The sequence below is a fragment of the Achromobacter spanius genome (assembly GCF_039673305.1).
Classification (GTDB): domain Bacteria; phylum Pseudomonadota; class Gammaproteobacteria; order Burkholderiales; family Burkholderiaceae_B; genus Achromobacter; species Achromobacter spanius_F.
Genome location: NZ_JBDJLJ010000004.1, coordinates 78,806 through 96,311, shown reverse-complemented (window position 1 = coordinate 96,311; position 17,506 = coordinate 78,806). Strand labels below are relative to the sequence as shown.

Annotated in this window: 20 protein-coding genes and 1 tRNA gene; 8 read left to right on the top strand and 13 right to left on the bottom strand. The window is 66.0% G+C overall.

The features are described 5' to 3' along the window. Positions 1 to 16: 16 nt before the first annotated feature. The 5 genes from ABE485_RS05785 to ABE485_RS05765 all read right to left on the bottom strand — a co-directional run bounded on the left by ABE485_RS05785 (position 17) and on the right by ABE485_RS05765 (position 3,634). Positions 17 to 733 carry a glutamine amidotransferase gene (locus ABE485_RS05785; protein ID WP_346514109.1) on the bottom strand — a complete coding sequence of 239 codons (717 nt, stop codon included), beginning with the start codon at positions 731 to 733 and terminating at the stop codon, positions 17 to 19. A 125-nt stretch (positions 734 to 858) separates the two neighbouring features. Further along, a complete protein-coding gene (locus ABE485_RS05780; RefSeq protein ID WP_346514108.1) occupies positions 859 to 1,128 on the bottom strand; it encodes a hypothetical protein in 270 nt (89 codons plus the stop codon). A gap of 141 nt (positions 1,129 to 1,269) precedes the next feature. Then, positions 1,270 to 2,232, bottom strand: a complete 963-nt coding sequence (locus ABE485_RS05775; protein WP_346514107.1) for a Bug family tripartite tricarboxylate transporter substrate binding protein — start codon at positions 2,230 to 2,232, stop codon at positions 1,270 to 1,272. 54 nt (positions 2,233 to 2,286) lie between these two features. After that, entirely contained in the window at positions 2,287 to 2,916 is a 630-nt protein-coding gene (locus tag ABE485_RS05770) for an RraA family protein (protein WP_346514106.1), read from the bottom strand. A gap of 4 nt (positions 2,917 to 2,920) precedes the next feature. Further along, positions 2,921 to 3,634, bottom strand: a complete 714-nt coding sequence (locus ABE485_RS05765) for a PIG-L deacetylase family protein (protein ID WP_346514105.1) — start codon at positions 3,632 to 3,634, stop codon at positions 2,921 to 2,923. Positions 3,635 to 3,733: 99 nt separating this feature from the next. Here ABE485_RS05765 and ABE485_RS05760 point away from each other — a divergent pair, with 99 nt between their 5' ends. After that, complete coding sequence (locus ABE485_RS05760; protein ID WP_346514104.1) at positions 3,734 to 4,450, top strand: IclR family transcriptional regulator; 717 nt, start codon at positions 3,734 to 3,736, stop codon at positions 4,448 to 4,450. A gap of 140 nt (positions 4,451 to 4,590) precedes the next feature. Here the strand turns inward: ABE485_RS05760 and ABE485_RS05755 are convergent, their stop codons facing one another. Then, positions 4,591 to 5,268, bottom strand: coding sequence for a GntR family transcriptional regulator (locus tag ABE485_RS05755; RefSeq protein ID WP_346514103.1), 678 nt, complete (start codon positions 5,266 to 5,268; stop codon positions 4,591 to 4,593). 161 nt (positions 5,269 to 5,429) lie between these two features. On the opposite strand from ABE485_RS05755, the gene ABE485_RS05750 reads away from it, so the two are divergent. The 4 genes from ABE485_RS05750 (at position 5,430) to ABE485_RS05735 (ending at position 7,565) form a co-directional block, all read left to right on the top strand. Continuing rightward, entirely contained in the window at positions 5,430 to 5,621 is a 192-nt protein-coding gene (locus tag ABE485_RS05750; RefSeq protein ID WP_346514358.1) for a rubredoxin, read from the top strand. Between the two features lie 19 nt (positions 5,622 to 5,640). Beyond that, positions 5,641 to 6,390: a pirin family protein gene (locus ABE485_RS05745; RefSeq protein ID WP_346514102.1), complete on the top strand. Its 750-nt coding sequence runs from the start codon at positions 5,641 to 5,643 to the stop codon at positions 6,388 to 6,390. A gap of 90 nt (positions 6,391 to 6,480) precedes the next feature. After that, on the top strand, positions 6,481 to 7,083 hold the full coding sequence (locus ABE485_RS05740) for a tautomerase family protein (RefSeq protein WP_346514101.1): 603 nt from the start codon (positions 6,481 to 6,483) through the stop codon (positions 7,081 to 7,083). A 2-nt stretch (positions 7,084 to 7,085) separates the two neighbouring features. Then, a complete protein-coding gene (locus ABE485_RS05735; RefSeq protein ID WP_346514100.1) occupies positions 7,086 to 7,565 on the top strand; it encodes a cupin domain-containing protein in 480 nt (159 codons plus the stop codon). Between the two features lie 51 nt (positions 7,566 to 7,616). On the opposite strand, the gene ABE485_RS05730 is transcribed toward ABE485_RS05735, so the two are convergent. From ABE485_RS05730 to ABE485_RS05700, 7 genes are all read right to left on the bottom strand, one after another. Next, positions 7,617 to 7,693, bottom strand: a tRNA-Arg gene (locus ABE485_RS05730). A 72-nt stretch (positions 7,694 to 7,765) separates the two neighbouring features. Next, positions 7,766 to 8,350, bottom strand: a complete 585-nt coding sequence (locus ABE485_RS05725; RefSeq protein WP_346514099.1) for a helix-turn-helix domain-containing protein — start codon at positions 8,348 to 8,350, stop codon at positions 7,766 to 7,768. Between the two features lie 12 nt (positions 8,351 to 8,362). Next, positions 8,363 to 9,655 carry an NAD(P)/FAD-dependent oxidoreductase gene (locus ABE485_RS05720; protein WP_346514097.1) on the bottom strand — a complete coding sequence of 431 codons (1,293 nt, stop codon included), beginning with the start codon at positions 9,653 to 9,655 and terminating at the stop codon, positions 8,363 to 8,365. Positions 9,656 to 9,664: 9 nt separating this feature from the next. Next, positions 9,665 to 10,354 carry an amino acid ABC transporter permease gene (locus ABE485_RS05715; RefSeq protein ID WP_346514095.1) on the bottom strand — a complete coding sequence of 230 codons (690 nt, stop codon included), beginning with the start codon at positions 10,352 to 10,354 and terminating at the stop codon, positions 9,665 to 9,667. A 2-nt stretch (positions 10,355 to 10,356) separates the two neighbouring features. Beyond that, positions 10,357 to 11,049 carry an amino acid ABC transporter permease gene (locus ABE485_RS05710; RefSeq protein WP_346514094.1) on the bottom strand — a complete coding sequence of 231 codons (693 nt, stop codon included), beginning with the start codon at positions 11,047 to 11,049 and terminating at the stop codon, positions 10,357 to 10,359. Positions 11,050 to 11,067: 18 nt separating this feature from the next. Further along, positions 11,068 to 11,859 carry an ABC transporter substrate-binding protein gene (locus ABE485_RS05705; RefSeq protein WP_346514093.1) on the bottom strand — a complete coding sequence of 264 codons (792 nt, stop codon included), beginning with the start codon at positions 11,857 to 11,859 and terminating at the stop codon, positions 11,068 to 11,070. An 86-nt stretch (positions 11,860 to 11,945) separates the two neighbouring features. Then, positions 11,946 to 12,695, bottom strand: coding sequence for an amino acid ABC transporter ATP-binding protein (locus ABE485_RS05700; RefSeq protein ID WP_346514091.1), 750 nt, complete (start codon positions 12,693 to 12,695; stop codon positions 11,946 to 11,948). Between the two features lie 215 nt (positions 12,696 to 12,910). Between ABE485_RS05700 and amaB the strand changes: the two genes are divergently transcribed. The 3 genes from amaB to ABE485_RS05685 all read left to right on the top strand — a co-directional run bounded on the left by amaB (position 12,911) and on the right by ABE485_RS05685 (position 17,494). Then, positions 12,911 to 14,413 (top strand): L-piperidine-6-carboxylate dehydrogenase, encoded by a 1,503-nt coding sequence (gene amaB, locus ABE485_RS05695; RefSeq protein WP_346514090.1) that lies wholly within the window; start codon positions 12,911 to 12,913, stop codon positions 14,411 to 14,413. Positions 14,414 to 14,622: 209 nt separating this feature from the next. Then, positions 14,623 to 15,909, top strand: a complete 1,287-nt coding sequence (locus tag ABE485_RS05690) for a phospholipase A (RefSeq protein WP_346514089.1) — start codon at positions 14,623 to 14,625, stop codon at positions 15,907 to 15,909. A gap of 442 nt (positions 15,910 to 16,351) precedes the next feature. Further along, a complete protein-coding gene (locus tag ABE485_RS05685; protein WP_346514088.1) occupies positions 16,352 to 17,494 on the top strand; it encodes a sensor histidine kinase in 1,143 nt (380 codons plus the stop codon). The last annotated feature ends 12 nt before the right edge of the window (positions 17,495 to 17,506 follow it).

The following is a 17,506-nucleotide window of genomic DNA, read 5'->3' as shown; positions in this document are numbered from 1 at the left end:
GCAGACCCGTGCGCGATCAGCCGAGCCGGCTGACAAAGGTCCGCAGCAATTGGCGCGCGTCGCCGGTAGGCCCCAGCGCGCCCATCATCCCCTGCACGTCGAAGCCTTCCGCCGCGAATACGTCCGCGCGCCGGGCCAGGCATGCCGACATCAGCGCGGGCGAGAATTCGGGATGGAACTGCACGGACCACGCATTGGGTCCGTAGCGCAGGACCTGATGTGGATCGTGCCGGGACCGGCCCAGCACGGTCGCGCCGTCCGGGGGGACGAGCACGCTTTGTTCATGCGTGAGGTTGGCGTGGAAACTGGACGGCAGCGTCCCCAGCAGCGTGTCCGCGCCGGCATCGGGATGTAGCTCGATGGCATGCTGGCCGATCTCGCGGCCCTGCGGATGGAAGTCGACGACACCCCCGAAGGCGTGCGCCATCAGCTGGTGTCCGTAGCAAATCCCCAGCGGCGCAAGTTCTGCCTGCAACGCGGCGCGCAGCCATTGCGCGGTGCGTTCGCTCCAGGGTTCGCGGTCCGTCACCATGGACCAGGAGCCCGTCAGAACCGCGCCCGCTATCTCGCGCGGGTCGGGGAGCGGCTCGTCGTCGTGCGGCCGGAAGACACGCACCGGCAGGCCCGGATCATCCAGGGCGGCCAGCATCCAGTCGGACTGTTCTCCCATGGCCTGCCGAAGGTCTTCGGGCGGGCGGCCCATCTGGATGATGGCGAGCGGCTTGCGGTTCATGTGGGGCGATTCTGCGCGAGGGTCTGGACTGCGCGCATCCTGACACCGAAGGCGCCAGGCATCAACCCGCCCGGACGACTATCAGATATGAGCCGGATTGATGTCGCGCGGCCGGCGCGCCGCGGTCACTTGCCGAACAGGCGGCGCAGGCGCTCGGACTCGGCAAGATTCAGGCGCTTGGCCTCGTCTTCCGCATACGCCCTTTCGCCCACGTCGTACGACCCTTCGTGCAGGCATTTGCTGCGGTTGGACTTGCATTCGCTGCTGGCCCGGGCGGGGGTGGCGTTGGACATGCTGGACTTGGCCGACGGCGAAGGCTTGCTGGACGAACAGCCCGCGGCGAGCGCAACCAGAATCAGCGCAGCGCCGCAACGGCTGATGGTAAGAATGGACATGTTTCCCGGCCCCACAGAAAAGCTATAGGCCTTTTTATAGCAAAACCGGCCGGGTCAATACGTTTTAAGTCGTAGCAGGAACGGGGCCGGCGCAACCATGCACCGACCCCGGCGCCGGACGGGAACGCCCGGATTCAGCGCCTACTCGATCTCGATGCCGGCCTCATTGATAAGCGCCGTCCATTGCGCGGTGTCGCGGCGGACGGTGTCGGCAAGCTGTTGCGGCGTGCTCGAGACGAACTCCACGCCCTGCGACTCGAACTTCTGGTTCAGTTCCGGATTCTTCAGCGTGTCGGCCACGGCCTCGTTCAGCTTGGCCAGCACCTCGGGCGGCGTGCCCGCCTTGGCGAACAGCCCATACCACGTGGTGTACGAAACGCCCGGCAGGGTCTGCGAGATCAGCGGCAGCTTGGCGGTGTCGGCCCCCTTGCTGGGCGCGCTCATGGCCAGCGCCTTGACCGAACCCTTGTCGATCATGGGTTTCAGGGACGGCATGCTGCTGAACAGCGCCTGCACCTGGCCCGATGCCAGGTCGGTCAGCACCTGGGAAGTGCCCCGGTAAGGCACATGCACCACATCGACCTTGGCCTTGCTCTTGAACAGTTCCATGCCCAGGTGCGCCACCCCGCCCACGCCCGCCGAACCGAAGTTGACCCGCCCCGGATGGGCGCGGGCGTAGTCCACCAGACCCTGCACCGAATCCACCGGCAATTTCGCGTTCACGACCAGCACGTGCGGGCTTTCGGTCAGCAGGCTGATGGGCGCCAGGATCTCCAGCACATTCTTGCCCTGCATGGCCTTGGACGGCACCGTCATGTTGCCCGAGGCCGGCATCAGCAGCGTGTAGCCGTCGGCTTCCGCGCCCAACACCTGGTTCAGCGCGGGCACGCCGTGGCCGCCGCCCGCGTTCACCACCACCACCGGCTGGCCGAGCTTGTCGCCGAACAGCTTGGCGAATTCGCGCCCGACCATGTCGGCCGGGCCGCCGGCCGCGAACGGCACGATCATGCGGATCGGCCTTTCCGGATAGTCGGCGTGGACCGGGGCCAGGGGCGCCAGGCCCGCGATCAGGGCGAACGCGCCCAGTGTTTGCTTGAAATTCATTGTCTTCCTCCTGAGGGGTTTTGATTACTTGTTGTGGCCTGACGGATGCGTCGGCTAGCGCGCCGGGCCGATATCCAGCGTGGCCTTCGCCAGCGCCGCATCCAGCCAGACGGGCCGCAGTTCGCCGCGCGCGATGGCGGCCATGCGCCGGGCTTCCGCCTCGGCCTTGGCCAGCGCGGCGGTCGCCATGGATTCGAGTTCCGCGGGACCGACCACGACCAGGCCATCGTCATCGCCGAGGATCCAGTCGCCGGGTTCGACGCGCACGCCGCCGCACTGGACTTGGCGGTTGACGCTGCCGCCGCCCGCCTTGAAGGGGCCCGCGGGCGACAACGCGGCGGCGAAGACGGGCAGATCGCCCTGCCGCAGCTCCGCCGCGTCGCGCATGGCGCCGTCGATCACCACGCCGGCGATCCCGGTGGCTGCCGCTTGCGCACACATGATCCCGCCCATGACGGCCCGCTCGGCATAGCCCTGGGCGTCCACCACCAGCACGTCGCCGGGCTTGGCGAGGGCAAGGGCTGCGTGGATCGCCAGGTTGTCGCCGGCCGGCACCGACACGGTGAGCGCCCTGCCGCGCACCGACCAGCCGGGGCGCAGGGGTTTGATCGCCGCGCGCATGAATCGGGCGCCGGCATCGGCCAGCAAGGTCGTGGTCAGGCCGGGCAGGTAAATGTCGCTCATGAGATCACTCCACCAGGGCCGCAACGACGGCCGGGAAAATGCTTTGATAGGCCTCGCCGTAACGCGTGCCCGCCGTTTTGCCGCGGCGGCCCGCCTGCGCGCCGCGCTGCAGCGCCACACGTTCGTAGTAGGCCCACAGATTGCTTTGCGTGGGCATGGCCTGCATGGCCTGCCACTTGCGCTCCCACACGTCGGTGATGTCGAGCAGCACATTGGGCTTGAAGCCGCACAGCTCCGTCTGGTGCGGCTCGAAGCACAGCACCTGCGGCGGCACCACGAAGTCGGCGCCATGGCCGGGCGCCATCGCCTGCATGCGGGCGCGCAGCGCCATTTCGAACGTGCGGCAGTGATCCAGATTGGACGGATCGTGCTCGGGATGGGTCAGCACCACCGACGGTTTCGTGCGGCGCATGGTTTCCGAGATGCGTCGCACCGAGTCCGGCGAGTCGGGCAGCGGATAGTCGCCCAGGTCGTGGAAATCCAGCGAGCTCACACCCAGGATGTCCGCCGCGGCTTCGGCCTCGGCGCGCCGCTGCGCCTTGACCGTGTCGCGCTGCGTATCGCCCTTCCAGGCGGAATTGGACTCGCCGTTTTCGCCGTAGCTCAGGCAGACCAGATGCACATCCACCCCGCGCTGCGCATGCAGCGCCATCGCCCCGCCGCAGCGCCAGACAAAATCGCCCACGTGGGCGGTCACCACCAGCATCGAACTCGACATCCCTGACTCCAGATCAACTGACTGGCGCCATTTTAAAATTGCGCAACGCCGTTGTACCCTATACAATCAACGAGCAAATTCAATGGATAGGAGCCATGCATGAGCAATGACGGGGTGGTCGCCGTGGAACGCGCGCTGAGCGTGCTGGATTGTTTTCGCCCCGGCGCCGAGCACCTGTCCCTGGCGGACTTCGCACACCGGCTGCCGCTGCACAAGACCACGATCTTCCGCATGCTCAACTCATTGGCCCGCTGCGGATATGTCGTGCGCGAGCCCGACGGCCGCTACGGCCTGGGTCCCCGGGTGCTGTTCCTGGCGCGCGTCTACGAACGCGGTTTTGATCTGGAGGCCGTGGTCATGCCGGTGCTCGAACGTCTCTCGGCCGACACCGGCGAAAGCGCCGCCTACTACGTCGAAGGCGGCGAGCCCGGGCAGCGCCTGTGCCTCTTTCGCCATCAGCCGCACGAAGGCCTGCACAGCCAGGTCATCGCGGGCAGCGTGATGCCGCCCGACAAGTCGTCGACCGGCCAGGTCTTCGCGATTTGGGCGCAAGGCGCCCGGCGCGGCGAGACTCGCCTGCCGATCTTTTCCTGCGGCGCGCGCGATCCCTATACCTCGTCGTGGTCAGTGCCCGTCATCGGCCAGGAAGACCGTTTCGTCGGCGCGCTGACAATTGCGGGTCCGTCGGCGCGGCTCAAGACCGTGGACGCGGCGCTGTTCGAGGCGATGATTCTTGAGCGGGCCGATGAGTTGTCGCAGCGGCTGGGCGCGTCGCTGGAGATGCGCGACGTTCTTTATCGCTCAGGCGAACCGTGATCGGCAAGGCCGGATGCTGGCTATCGCTGGCCACAGCGTCACTTATCCGCTTGCCGGATCCACCGACTTGCCGATGATCGGCAACGGTTTCGGCGTCGATCTTGTCGAACTCCGCGCAGGTACCGAACAGCGTCAGTGGTTTAGACGGCGATCGGGCGCCTACCTTGATCGAACGGCAATTCTTGCAGCGCCGCGGTCAGCAGCGGCTTCCATGAGTCGATATGACGAGTGATCAACGCAGAGATCGCCTCGCACTGGTGCGTCGCTGCGAGCTCGATCATTTCATAGTGCTCAGACACCGAGGCGCGCTGGCGCTCCAGACCCGCCGCGGAATTGATGCCGTAGAGTCGCATGTCTGCCCGCAAGCCCATGATCATTCGAGTAAGAAGTGGATTGTTCGCGCGCGAGACCAAGGCCTCGTGAAATTGCCGATCCGTTTCAATGTAATCGGCGACATTGCCAGCCTTTACGGCGGCTGCGACGGCATCGGCAAGTTGAATCAACGGCTCGGTATCAGTCAGCCCCTTGCGCGCGATGGTCACGAGGGCGCCCGCTTCGAGCATGATTCGAACGTCAAAGTGATTTTCCAGATCCTGGGGCGTGGCGGCTTCCACTCGAAAGCCGCGATTGCGCAACGGCGCGACCAACCCTGTGCGGCTCAGTTCCAACAGCGCTTCCCGCACCGGAGTCGTTGACATTCCCATCTCCGTCGCGAGCGCGGGGACGGAATAGATGGTGCCCGGAATTGCCTGTCCCGACACGATGCGGGATCGAAGCTGGGCAAGCACCATTTCTCTTAAATTGGTGACGCCTTCCATAGAAATCCTCTCAACGAATTGAACCGTCACTATATCAAATTTCTTGCAGTAGCGCGTGACGCGCTATATAAATGCGTCACGCGCTATATCATGCGCTCGCCCAGGGCCGAGGCGAGTCGGCCCTTTGGAGACATCCCATGGATGAACCTTTGAAGCGCCACATTTGCCTTGGGTGTGGCTTTCTCTACGACGAAGCGCTGGGCTTGCCAGAACACGGCATCGCCCCCGGCACCCGGTGGGCAGAAATTCCAGAGAACTGGGTATGCCCGGATTGCGGCACGCCCAAGTCCAGGTTCGAGATGGTCGAACTCCCCTACGCCGACGCGGAAGTCGCGGCGCGCGCGCTCGTCTAGTACGTCTAGAGAAATCACCATGAATAAAGACTTTGTCCTGCGCGCACACGAGCGCGGCTACGAGAAATTTCTGTCGACGGGCGAGGCATCGAGCTACATCGCCGGCCATCCTGAAGGCATCCTTACCCGGCATTCCAGCTTCAATTTCGGGACCTACCAGAGCGGAATTCCCGGCTTTGGCAGAATCCGCGTGTTCGGCGATGAAGTATTCAGCGGCGCCGGCAGCGGCTACAACATGCATCGGCACCACGACTTCATCATTTGTGCCTTCGTCTTGGCCGGCACGCTCACACACGTGAATACGGTTGGCAACATCGACCAGCTCGGCCCCGGGGATTATTACGCGTTCAACACGGGCTCTGGCGGGAAACACTGCGAATTGAACCTGGCAAGCAGCGACCTGCAGGTGCTTTACCTCTGGATTCTTCCAGACCGCCTGCTGCTGCCCCCCTCCTACACGCGCAGTCATTTCGATGCGGTCACACATCGAAACCGGCTTGCGCCGCTGGTTGGCAATGCCGACGGCGCATTGCATATCAGCCAGGATGTCTCAGTTTCCCGGCTGGTGGCGGACAAGGCCATGAGCTTGCAGTACGCGCCCAAATCGAACCGGCACGGGGTGTATGTGTTCGTGCTCGACGGGGAAGCCAGCGCCAATGACATCTCCCTGGCACGCCGGGACAGCCGCGGTGTCTGGGGAGATGAACCCATCACGGTCCAGACCGACAGTGAAGGAGCGGACCTCCTCATCATTGAGACCATCCAGTAGCGTACGCGCCCGGATCAACGTGTTTGCAGGCGGCGCCTGGTTGCACCCGCGCCGCTCGCGGCCCCAAACGGGCAAGCAAAGGAGATTGTCATGCCGGTGATTCAGCTTTATCACGCAAAGGGGGTGCTCAACCCCACCAGCAAGAACTTGATGGGCAAGCGCCTAACGGAAGTGCTGTTGACGATGGAGGGCGGTGCGCGCACACCTGGGGGGGTGGCGTTCGCGTCTGTGCTTTTTACCGAAGTGCCCGCGGAAGACTGGTGGGTGGGGGGCACAACTGACGGGACGCATCTCAGTGCGCCAGGGCGACTGATTGCGCGTGTCAGCATCCCCGAGGGCTACATGAGCCAAGCGCATAAATCTGAAGTACACGCTTTGGTCCACGCCGCCATGATGGAAAGCTTGGGCGCGACCAACGCTGAAGGCTCCGGCGCGCTCGTGATCATCGAAGAAGTGATCGAAGGAAACTGGGGCGCGGGGGGCCATACCATCAGCCTCGCCTCCATTGCGCAAACCGTAGGCCTCGCGAAGGACGGCGAACGCTATCAGTGGGTGCAAGCGTACTTTCAGGCAAAGGCGCGACAGTTCGCAGCGGCGCACTACCCCCCGGATACCGGCGGCCTGCTGCCCGACACACCGTCTGCCACGCCGGCGCTGAGGACGGCAGAGAAGCGCGCGCCGCGCGGAGCATGACGATGGATTTCAAATTCATTCATTCGACCAAAGCAGAAACGCCAATCCTTATCCCCCAGATCGGTTTGACGTTGCGTGTGCGAGTCCCGCCCGAGTCCACGGGCGGCGTCATAACGAGCATCGAGACCGAGAACGCGCCAGGCTTCGGCCCACCGTTACACCGACACCGCGAAGTCGAAATCTTTTACGTGCTTGAAGGCCGCTATCTGTTTGAAGTGAACGGTACGCAATTCACCGCTGATGAAGGCGACGTCGTCACTGTGCCTGGCGGCGCCACGCACGCCTTTATCAATATCACGGACCGTCCAGCTCGCCAGTTCATTCAGATACTGCCCGGCCTGGATGCAAAGGCCTTTTTTCTCCGTCTAGGGGCCGTGATGAAGGAAGGCAAGCTCGACCGCGATGCACTGAACGCATTCGGACAACAGTGGCACGTGGAATTCCTGGGGCCTCCCCTGCAATGGAAGCAAGCTGCATCCTAGAAAGAGGGAGTCCCCGGTCCGGCACCTGCGCCGGCGTGTAGCCGGGAATCATGGCGCGGCAGGAGGGGCTCGAACCCCCGACCCCGGGCTTAGAAGGCCCGTGCTCTATCCAGCTGAGCTACTGCCGCGCGGTGTGGTGATGCCCGGAAGCTGTCCGGGCGCCGCATTTTACCTTGTTGCGGAGAAACCGGCGCGCGCCCCTATTCTTCGCCGATATCGGTGTGGGTGGACACCCACAAAACGATGGCGTCTTCCGGGCTCAGGCTGATCACGCGGTGGCCCATCCGGCTGTCGATGTAGAAGCTTTCGCCGGCTTTCAGGCGGGCGGGTTCGTAGAACTCGGTGTACAGCTGGACCTCGCCTTCCAGCACATAGACGAATTCCTCGCCGCCGTGGCGGCTCCAGTCCTGGAATTCGTCGAAGGAGCGCGCCTTGACCCGGGTATGGAACGGCATCATGCGCTTGTGCGACAGCGCGGTGCACAGCAGCCGGTGGTCGTAGTACGGCGTTTCGTACTGGCGCCCTTCCCCCTGGCGGCTCAGGCTGCGGCGGCCGGTGCCCATGTGGGCGTCGGACGCGGTGAAGAGTTCGGCTACGTCCAGATCCAGCCCTGCGGCGATCTTGATCAGGTTGTCATAGGTGGGCGACAGCAGGCTGTTTTCGATTTTCGAGAGCGTGGAGGCGGACACGCCGGTGGCCGCGGCCGCCTGCTTCAGAGTCCATTCGCGCCCCTGGCGCAAGGCCCGCAGCCGTTGTGCCAACACGCTCTGTTTGTTGCCTTGCATCTGTATACCCTGTCATGCCCGCGATCGGCGCTCCCGCCACCAGTCGCGCGCCTGGTAAGACCAATAAGTCAGTTGAACCGCCGCCGTGCCCAGGCTGCCGCCGTTCCAGGCCAGCCCGAAAGGCGCGAACAGCTTGTAGCGCTGGGTGTCGCCCGTGATCCCTTCGGCCACGACGCGCCCGCCGATGGAGGTGGTGTTCATGCCGTGGCCGCCGAACGCCGTGCAGTACCAGACGCCGGGCCCCAAGAGGCCGATCTGCGGCATCAGATGCCGCGCGTAGGCCATGCGTCCCGACCACGCGGCCTCCACGCGCACCCCCTGCAATTGGGGATAGACGCTGAGCAGTTCGCGGCGCAGGGACTCGGCCAGGTCGGGCGGGTCGTCGACACGGGTGGTGATTCTACTGCCCCAGCCGATCCGCCCGCCATCGAGGACGCGGTAATAGTTGCCGGCGCGCCGGTCGTCGCCGATGGCGGCCGTGCTGCGGATGGCTTCCCGCACGCGGTCGCCCAGGGGCTCGGTCAGCATGATGTAGGTGGCGATGGGGAGCATCGCGCGGCGCAGGGCGGGCACGACGTCGCCGGTGTAGCCGCCCGTGGCCAGCACGACCGTGCCGGCGTCGATCTGCCCCTGCTCGGTCTTCAGGTGCTTGACCGCGCCGTCCAGCGTGGCCTGCGCGACCGGGGAGTCTTCATGGATGCGCACGCCCAGCCGGACGCACTCGCGGGCCAGCGCCCGCGCATAGTTGAGCGGGTGAAAGTGAAAGGACGCGGGATCCTCGACGCCCTGGAAATAGACGTCCGACACCAGCCTTTCCCGGACCTGGCTGCGGGTCAGCAGGCGGACATCGCGCCCGAAGTCGCGCTGCTGGCTGTCGCACCACTGGCGCAGCGCGTCGGTGGCTTCGTAGCGCACGACCCGCAGGCGCCCGTCCACCTTGCGGGCGTCGGCGATGCGCAGGTCGCGGATGTTGTCGCGGATGATCTCGACGCCCTCCATCGACAGCCGGTAGAGCTGGCGGTAGTGGTCTTCGTCGACATGCTTGCGGATGGCGTCGGCGCCCGCGGAAAACGCCGGCGACACCGAGCCGCCGTTGCGGCCCGACGCTCCCCAGGCGATGCGCCGCCCTTCCAGCAGGGTGACGTTGCGGCCGCGCCGCGCCAGCTCCAGCGCGGTGGACAGGCCGGCCAGGCCGCCCCCCACCACGCAGACGTCGGCGCTGGCCGCGCCCGCCAGGGGCGGGTAGTAGGTCTCGCCGTCGGCGAGCGTGCGTTTGTAGTAGGTGTCGATGTACTCGGAGACCATGGCGTCGGCTCAGTGCAGGCTTGCGCCCTGCAGGCCCCCGGTCAGGCGCTTTTCCAGCCAGTTGGCCAGGCGCAGGAGCGGGTAGCAGTAGATGAAATAGATGGCGGCGATCATGCCGTAGATGAACAGCGACTTCGCGGGGAAGGTGATGATGAACACCTCGCCCTGGCGCGTCAGTTCCGTGATACCGACCACCGACAGGATGGCGGTGCTCTTGATCAGCATGACGTAGACCCCGCTCATGGGCTGCACGATCAGGCGCATGGCCTGCGGCAGGATGACCAGCCACAGGATCTGCAGGGGACGCAGGCCCAGGGTCATCGCCCCTTCCGTCTGGCCGCGCGGCACGGCCTGGATGGCGCCCATGACGATTTCCGCCACATAGCAGGACGTGTAGACCGACAGCGACACGAACGCCGCCGTGCCGGAATCCCAGTGCAGCAGCTCGATGCCGGAACTGGGCAGCACGAAATAGAAGATGTAGAGCTGCACCAGGAACGGCGTGCCGCGCAGGATATGGATGTACAGGCCCAGCAGCTGGTGCACGCCGCGGATGCGGTAGCTGCGGATCACGCCGATGACAAAGCCCAGCAGCGACCCGGCGATGATGGCCACGAAGGAGATCTTCAGCGTCTCCCAGAAGCCCTTGAGCAGGAAGGGCAGCACGACGCCGGCGGTGGAGAGATAGGAGTCCAGCATGGTTACCTCGCGTTCCAGGCCGGACCCGCCAGCCACAGGCTTACGCCCTTGGACAGCAGCAGCATGACGCAGTAGATCAGCAGATAGCCCGCCGCGATGGTCAGGAAGGCTTCGTTGGGCACGATGCGCTCGCTGTTCATCTGCACGCCCGCCGCGACCAGTTCAAAGACCGTGATCAGCGACAGCAGCGAGGTGTCCTTGATCAGCACGGCCGTCTGGCCAAGCAGGGGCGGCAGCGTATTGGCGAAGGCCTGGGGCAGCACCACGTAGCGCAGGCGCTGGTGGTAGTTCATGCCGCAGGCCTTGGCGCCTTCGACCTGGCCGCGCGGCACGGATTCGATGCCGACGCGGATGATTTCGCTCATGTAGGCCGCGTGGTGGACCGTCATGGCGATGATGCCCAGCAGCATCTCGCTCCAGCCCTTGGCCCCCGGAATCAGGTACGGCACCGCGTAATAGACCAGGTAGATCTGCACGAGCAGCGGCGTGGAGCGGACGAATTGCACATACCCCGCCACCGGGCGCCACACCACGCCGCGCGACGACATATGGGCAAGCGCCAGCGGAACCCCGGCCAGCACCGACAGCACCAGGCTCGCGCCCGCCGCAATCAGGGTGTTGGCCAGGCCCTCGGCGAATTGGCCCGTGTACTGGCTGACGATGCGCCAGTTATAGAAATCGATCAGCCAGTCCATGGGCGGTCCCGTCTCCGATCAGTGGTCTTTCTTCCAATCGGTCGAGTACCAGTACTTCACCTGCTCGGGCAGCGTGTTGTCGGCCGTCTTCAGGGTCTGCCAGTTGTCCAGCCAGAACTTCAGGCGGAACGCGTTGGGGCCGACGGCGAACGCCAGCGGCTCGCGCACCATCACGCCTTCCAGCACCCGCAGGTTGCCGAAGTCGACCAGAAACTGGTTGGCCGTGGACAGCGACATGATGCCGGCGTCCAGGCGACCGCTGGACAGGGCCTGGCCGACCGGGGCGCTGCCGCCCGAGAATTCCTTCAGCGTGGCCTTGGGCAGCATCTTCTTGCCGACTTCCGCGTACGTGCTGGCGCCCAGCGCGCCGACGGTGACGCCGGCCTTGTCGAGTTCCTGGTAGGTCTTGTAGGGCGAATCCTTGGGCACCACGGCGACGGTGTCGGCGTAGAACATGGGCAGCGAGAACAACACCTGCGCCGCGCGCTGCGGCGTGGGCGTCATGTCGGCGGCCACCATGTCGGCCTTGCCGGACAGCAGCGCCGGCAGCAGCCCCTTCCATTCATAATCCTGCAGCACCAGCTTCACGCCCAGGTCGTCGGCCATGCGCTTGGCCACTTCCACGGCCAGCCCGGTGCGCTTGCCCGACTTGTCCATGAAGCTCATCAGCGGCCCGGACGTCTGCACCGCCACGCGGAGCTCGCCGCGCTTGATGATGTCGGAAAGTTCGTCCGCCTGCGCCGGCAGGGCCACGGTGGCGGCCGCCAGGGCGACGCTGGCCACGCCCAGCCATTGTTTGATTTTCAGCATTTCTAACCCCTTTGGTGATTGGACCCATATCGTTCCGGGCAAGGCACATCGCGCCGGCAGCGCCCGGATAAGCCGGACCGGCGGGACTACAGAATCTTGTCCAGGAAGGCGCGGGTGCGCGCTTCCTTGGGGTTGCCGAACACCTCGTCAGGCGTGCCCGTTTCCACGATGCGGCCGGCGTCCATGAAGAGCGCGCGGTCGCCGACGTCGCGGGCGAATCCCATTTCGTGGGTCACGACCGCCATCGTCATGCCGTCGCGCGCCAGCGCGCGCATCAATTCAAGAATGCCGCCCACGGTTTCGGGATCGAGCGCCGACGTGGCCTCGTCGAACAGCATGAGCTTGGGGTCCATGGCCAGCGCCCGGGCGATCGCCACCCGCTGCTGCTGGCCGCCCGACAACTGGCTGGGATAGCGGTCGCCGTATTCGGCCATGCCCACCCGGCCCAGCAGTTCGCGGGCATAGCGTTCGGCGTCGGCGCGGCTGCGGCCGCGCACCACGCGCTGGGGTAGCGCGACGTTGTCGAGCGCAGTACGGTGTTGGAACAGGTTGAAGTGCTGGAACACCATGCCGACCTCGGTGCGCCAGTGATTGACGTCGGTGGCCGGGTCCGTGAGCGACACGCCGTTCACGCGGATCGTGCCGCCGTCGATGCTTTCCAGGCCGTTCAGGGTGCGCAGCAGCGTGCTCTTGCCCGAGCCGGACGGCCCCACCACGACCATGACTTCGCCGCGCTCGAGCTGGCAATCGATGCCGTCCAGCGCCAGATGCGGGGGATGCCCGTCGCGCTGATAGGTCTTCTTGACTGCCTGGACAACGAGCAACGGTTCCGCCACGGATTCACCTTCTGGTGGAGTGGGCTGGCGTCCGCGACCCGCGGGAGACGGACATCAGCTTGCACTGGCGTTTCAAGGGCATCAGATGCCTGACACCTCAAAAATATTTCGCATTTCACGTCATAGTTTCGTATAGTAAATTTTTTTCCAGAATCGCCACTTAGGCATAACCCTTAAAGCGAAGGCCTCCTTCGCAGGCCATCCAAGGAACCGGCATGGACACTCCCCAAGACATCCTGCGCAATCTCGGACTGAATTCCAGCGCGCTCACCGGCGGCACGCTGATCGCCCGCAGCCCGATCGATGGCGCCGAACTGGCCCAGGTGCATGAACACACGGTCGCACAGGCCCATTCCGCCATCACCCGCGCGCGCCAGGCCAGCCTGGCATGGCGCGACGTGCCGGCCCCGCGCCGCGGCGAACTGATCCGCCTGTTCGGCGAAACCCTGCGCCAGCACAAGCGCGAACTGGGCCGCCTGGTCAGCCTGGAAGCCGGCAAGATCGTGGCCGAGGGCGAAGGCGAGGTCCAGGAAATGATCGACATCTGCGACTTCGCCGTCGGCCTGTCGCGCCAGCTCTACGGCCTGACCATCGCCTCCGAGCGCCCCGGCCACCGCATGATGGAAACCTGGCATCCGCTGGGCGTCGTCGGCGTCATCAGCGCCTTCAACTTCCCCGTCGCCGTCTGGTCCTGGAATGCCGCCCTGGCGCTCGTCTGCGGCAACGCCGTCGTCTGGAAGCCGTCCGAAAAGACGCCGCTCACCGCCCTGGCCTGCCAGGCCCTGTTCGCCCAGGCCGTGCAGCGTTTCGGCGACGCTCCCGCCGGCCTGTCCGAAGTCCTGATCGGCGGCCGCGAAGTCGGCGAAGCCCTGGTCGACTCCCACACCGTCGCGCTGGTGTCGGCCACCGGTTCCACCCGCATGGGCCGCCAGGTGGGCCCGCGCGTCGCGCAGCGCTTCGGCCGCGTCCTGCTTGAACTGGGCGGCAACAACGCCATCATCGTCGGACCCACCGCCGACCTGGACATGGCCGCCCGCGGCATCGTCTTCGGCGCCATCGGCACCGCCGGCCAGCGCTGCACCACCACGCGCCGCCTCATCGTCCATGAAAGCGTCGCCGACGAACTGGTCCAGCGCCTGCACAAGGCCTACGCCAGCGCCCCCATCGGCAACCCGCTGGACAGCGGCAACCTCGTCGGTCCGCTGATCGACCGCGCATCCTTCGACGCCATGCAGGCCGCGCTCAAGGCCGCCCGCGAACAGGGCGGCAAGGTCACTGGCGGCGAGCGCGTGCTCGCCGACCAGTACCCCGACGCCTGGTACGTGCGCCCGGCCATCGCCGAAATGCCCGGCCAGACCGACGTCGTCTGCCACGAAACCTTCGCGCCCATCCTGTACGTGATGCGCTACAAGGAATTCGGCGACGCGCTGGCCATGCAGAACGGGGTGCCGCAAGGCCTGTCGTCCGCCATCTTCACCAACGACCTGCGCGAAGCCGAGACCTTCCTGTCGGCCGCCGGCTCTGACTGCGGCATCGCCAACGTCAACATCGGCACCTCCGGCGCGGAGATCGGCGGCGCCTTCGGCGGCGAGAAAGAAACCGGCGGCGGCCGCGAGTCGGGCTCCGACGCCTGGCGCAACTACATGCGCCGCGCCACCAACACCATCAACTACTCGCGCAACCTGCCGCTGGCCCAGGGCATCAAGTTCGGCGAGTAAATCCGCCTCGCCCCTGGCGACCAAGGCCCCCCGCATCCCGGCGATGCGCGGGGCCTTCTTCATTGCGCCCCCGTCGCCGCGGCCTGCTGCGGCCGCCTGCCCCCGCGGCCCGCGCGATTTACACCCACTACATACGATAAGCCTGGCTTACAACCTGTTGCGGGGGACGATGCTACATTTCCTGATCACAAAAACCATACACGTCCCCAATGACATCCAGTCGCCGCTTGCCCCACACCCTCACCTTCCGTCTCCTCGCCGCCACGCTGGCCGCCGGCGCGGCCGGCTCCGCAGCGGCGGGCGTGTCCTACCGGCTGGACCGCCCCTCGGCGGCTCCCGGCGAGACCGTCACCCTGGAGGCCGTGTATTTCAACGAAGACAGCGGACGCGTCACCTGGCAGCCGCCGCCTGAACTGGTGCTGCAATGGCGCAGCCAGGACGGGCAGATCGTGCGCAGCCTCGCCAAGCTCAAGAGCGGGCGCGACAACTACAGCGTGCCCGCCAACAACTTCGCGCGCATGTCCTGGACCGCCGAAGTGCCCAGCACCGCGCGCGGCCTGCAAGCCGTCACCATCGAAGGCCAGCCCTCGATGATGGCCCTGGACGCCACTGGCCGCGACAGCGGCACCCTGGCCACCACGCCCGCCCAGACGCCCGTCGTCGACGCGCGCACCGGCCAGCCCGTCCCGCCCGCCGCCGTCGCCGCCGCCGGCGCATCGCCCGAAGCCGGCCCCGCTCCCGCCGCGTCCGTCGAGCAAACCGTGGAACAGGCCGCCTTCGACCAGTTCCGCAGCGCCTTCTCGGCCTACAAGCCCGTCTACTTCAGCGTCGGCACCCGCGGCCTGACCACCGCGCGCTTCCAGATCAGCGCCAAATACCGCCTGATCAGCCCCCGCGGCAGCGAGGACAGCTGGCACGACGACTTCTACCTGGGCTACACCCAGACCTCGCTGTGGGACCTGGAAAGCGACTCCAAGCCCTTCATCGACACCACCTTCAACCCCAGCGTCTTCTGGCTGTCCGACGACATCTGGAAATCCGAAAACCAGAACTGGCGCTTCGGCATGAACACCGGCGTCGAACACGCCTCCAACGGCAAGGACGGCGAAGATTCCCGTTCGCTCAACGACGGCTACATCGAACCGCGCTTCCACTACCGTTTCGACAGCGGCAGCACCCTGACCTTCGCGCCCAAGGTCAAGGCCTACTTCGCCGTGGCCAAGGAAAACAGCGACTATTCCGCCTACGCCGGCCACGTCGACTGGCAACTGCGCTGGGCCCAGGACAACGGTGCCGTGGTCACCGCCATGTACCGCCAGGGCGACCAGAAGCGCCGCACGACCCAGCTCGACTTCGCCTGGCCCCTGCGCCGCACGTTCCTGAACTGGAACGGCTACCTGCACCTGCAGTACTTCAACGGCTACGGCGAAACGCTGCTGGGCTACAACCAGCGCAACGAAAGCCAGTTCCGCGTGGGCCTGTCGCTGATCCCGTAAGCGGCCAACGCGGCACGCAAAGTTCGAATGGAAATCGCCGGCCTACACCGCCGGCGATTTGCTGAAACCTTGCCAAGGCGACGTTGTCAGCCACCTTGGCTTGAAGACACTCGAACGCCGGATAAGGCCGCCCGCGCGGCCGACATCTGGCAGCCCCGCAAGACCTTCCGGTCTTCAACCGACCCGCAAAAGGACGCCAAGCAAGCCGCTCTCCCCAGAGGCCGGCCGACCTCATGCGCCGCCGCGCCGGGCGTCTTAAGAACCAAAGACACGGGTCGCAAGAACCAACACCGCAGCAACAAGGCAACCGCAAAGGGATTTCCCTCAATCCCGACCGCAACCCCTCCCCCATCCCGTACACTCCCGCCCAAAAGCGCAACCAAAACCCGCGCAAGGGGATCCGGGCCCGCAACGCCCGGCAAAAGCACACACCGGGCCCGTCATGTTTGCCGACCTGAAGCACCTATCGCACCACGCCGCCTGGCGCCGCCAGCTGGAAATGCTGCTGGAATCCGCTGGCGAAGGCATCTACGGCATCGACCTGCGCGGCCGCTGCATCTTCATCAACAGCGCAGGCGCCGAAATGCTCGGCTACACGCCCGACGAGCTCGTCGGCCGCAACATGCACTACCTCATCCACCACTCCCACGCCGACCGCAGCCTCATGCCCGTGCATGACTGCCGCATCTTCAAAGCCTTCCGCGACGGCCGCGGCGAACGCGCCGACGACGAAGTGCTCTGGCGGCGCGACGGCTCCTGCTTCGACGCCCAATACGCCTCCTACCCCATCCGCAACGAACAGGAAGTCGTCGGCGCCGTCGTCACCTTCTCGGACATCACCGCCCGCAAGCGCATCGAACGAGAACTCCAGAGCACCCAGGCCCTGCTGGAACGCCGCGTCGGCGAACGCACCGCCGAACTCAGCGCCGCCCACGAATCCCTGCGCCGGCTGTCCTCGCACCTGAGCACCCTGCGCGAAGAAGAGCGCGCCCACATCGCCCGCAACATTCACGACGACCTCGGCGCCTCATTCACCGCCCTGCAGCTCGACCTGAACTGGCTGCGCCGCCAGCTCGGCGCCACGCCCGCCCTCCAGGCCCACCTCGACCGCATGCTCGACGTCACCCAGACCGCCATGGGCGCCACCCGGCGCATCCTCAACGACCTGCGGCCCGTCGTCCTGGACCACCTGGGCCTGTGGGCCGCGCTCGAAGCCCTGCTGCAGGACCTGCAAACCCGCAGCGGCCTGCAGTGCCGCTACCTCTGCCCGCCCGACACCGAAAGCCTGCGGCTCGACCGCAACGCCGAAATCGCCATCTACCGGATCGTCCAGGAACTGCTCACCAACGTGCAGCGCCACGCCCGCGCCCGCAGCGTCAGCGTCAGCGCCGCCTGGGGCGCCGACGGCCTGGTGCTCACCGTCGAAGACGACGGCGTCGGCATGCAGCTGCCCGAAGACCGCCACACCTTCGGCATCCTCGGCATGCGCGAGCGGGCGCGCGCCATCGGCGGCGACCTTGCGCTGGACAGCGCCCCCGGCGCCGGCATGCGCGCCCGCCTGCGCCTGAACCCGCTGGCCGCATAAGGAAACGCCGCC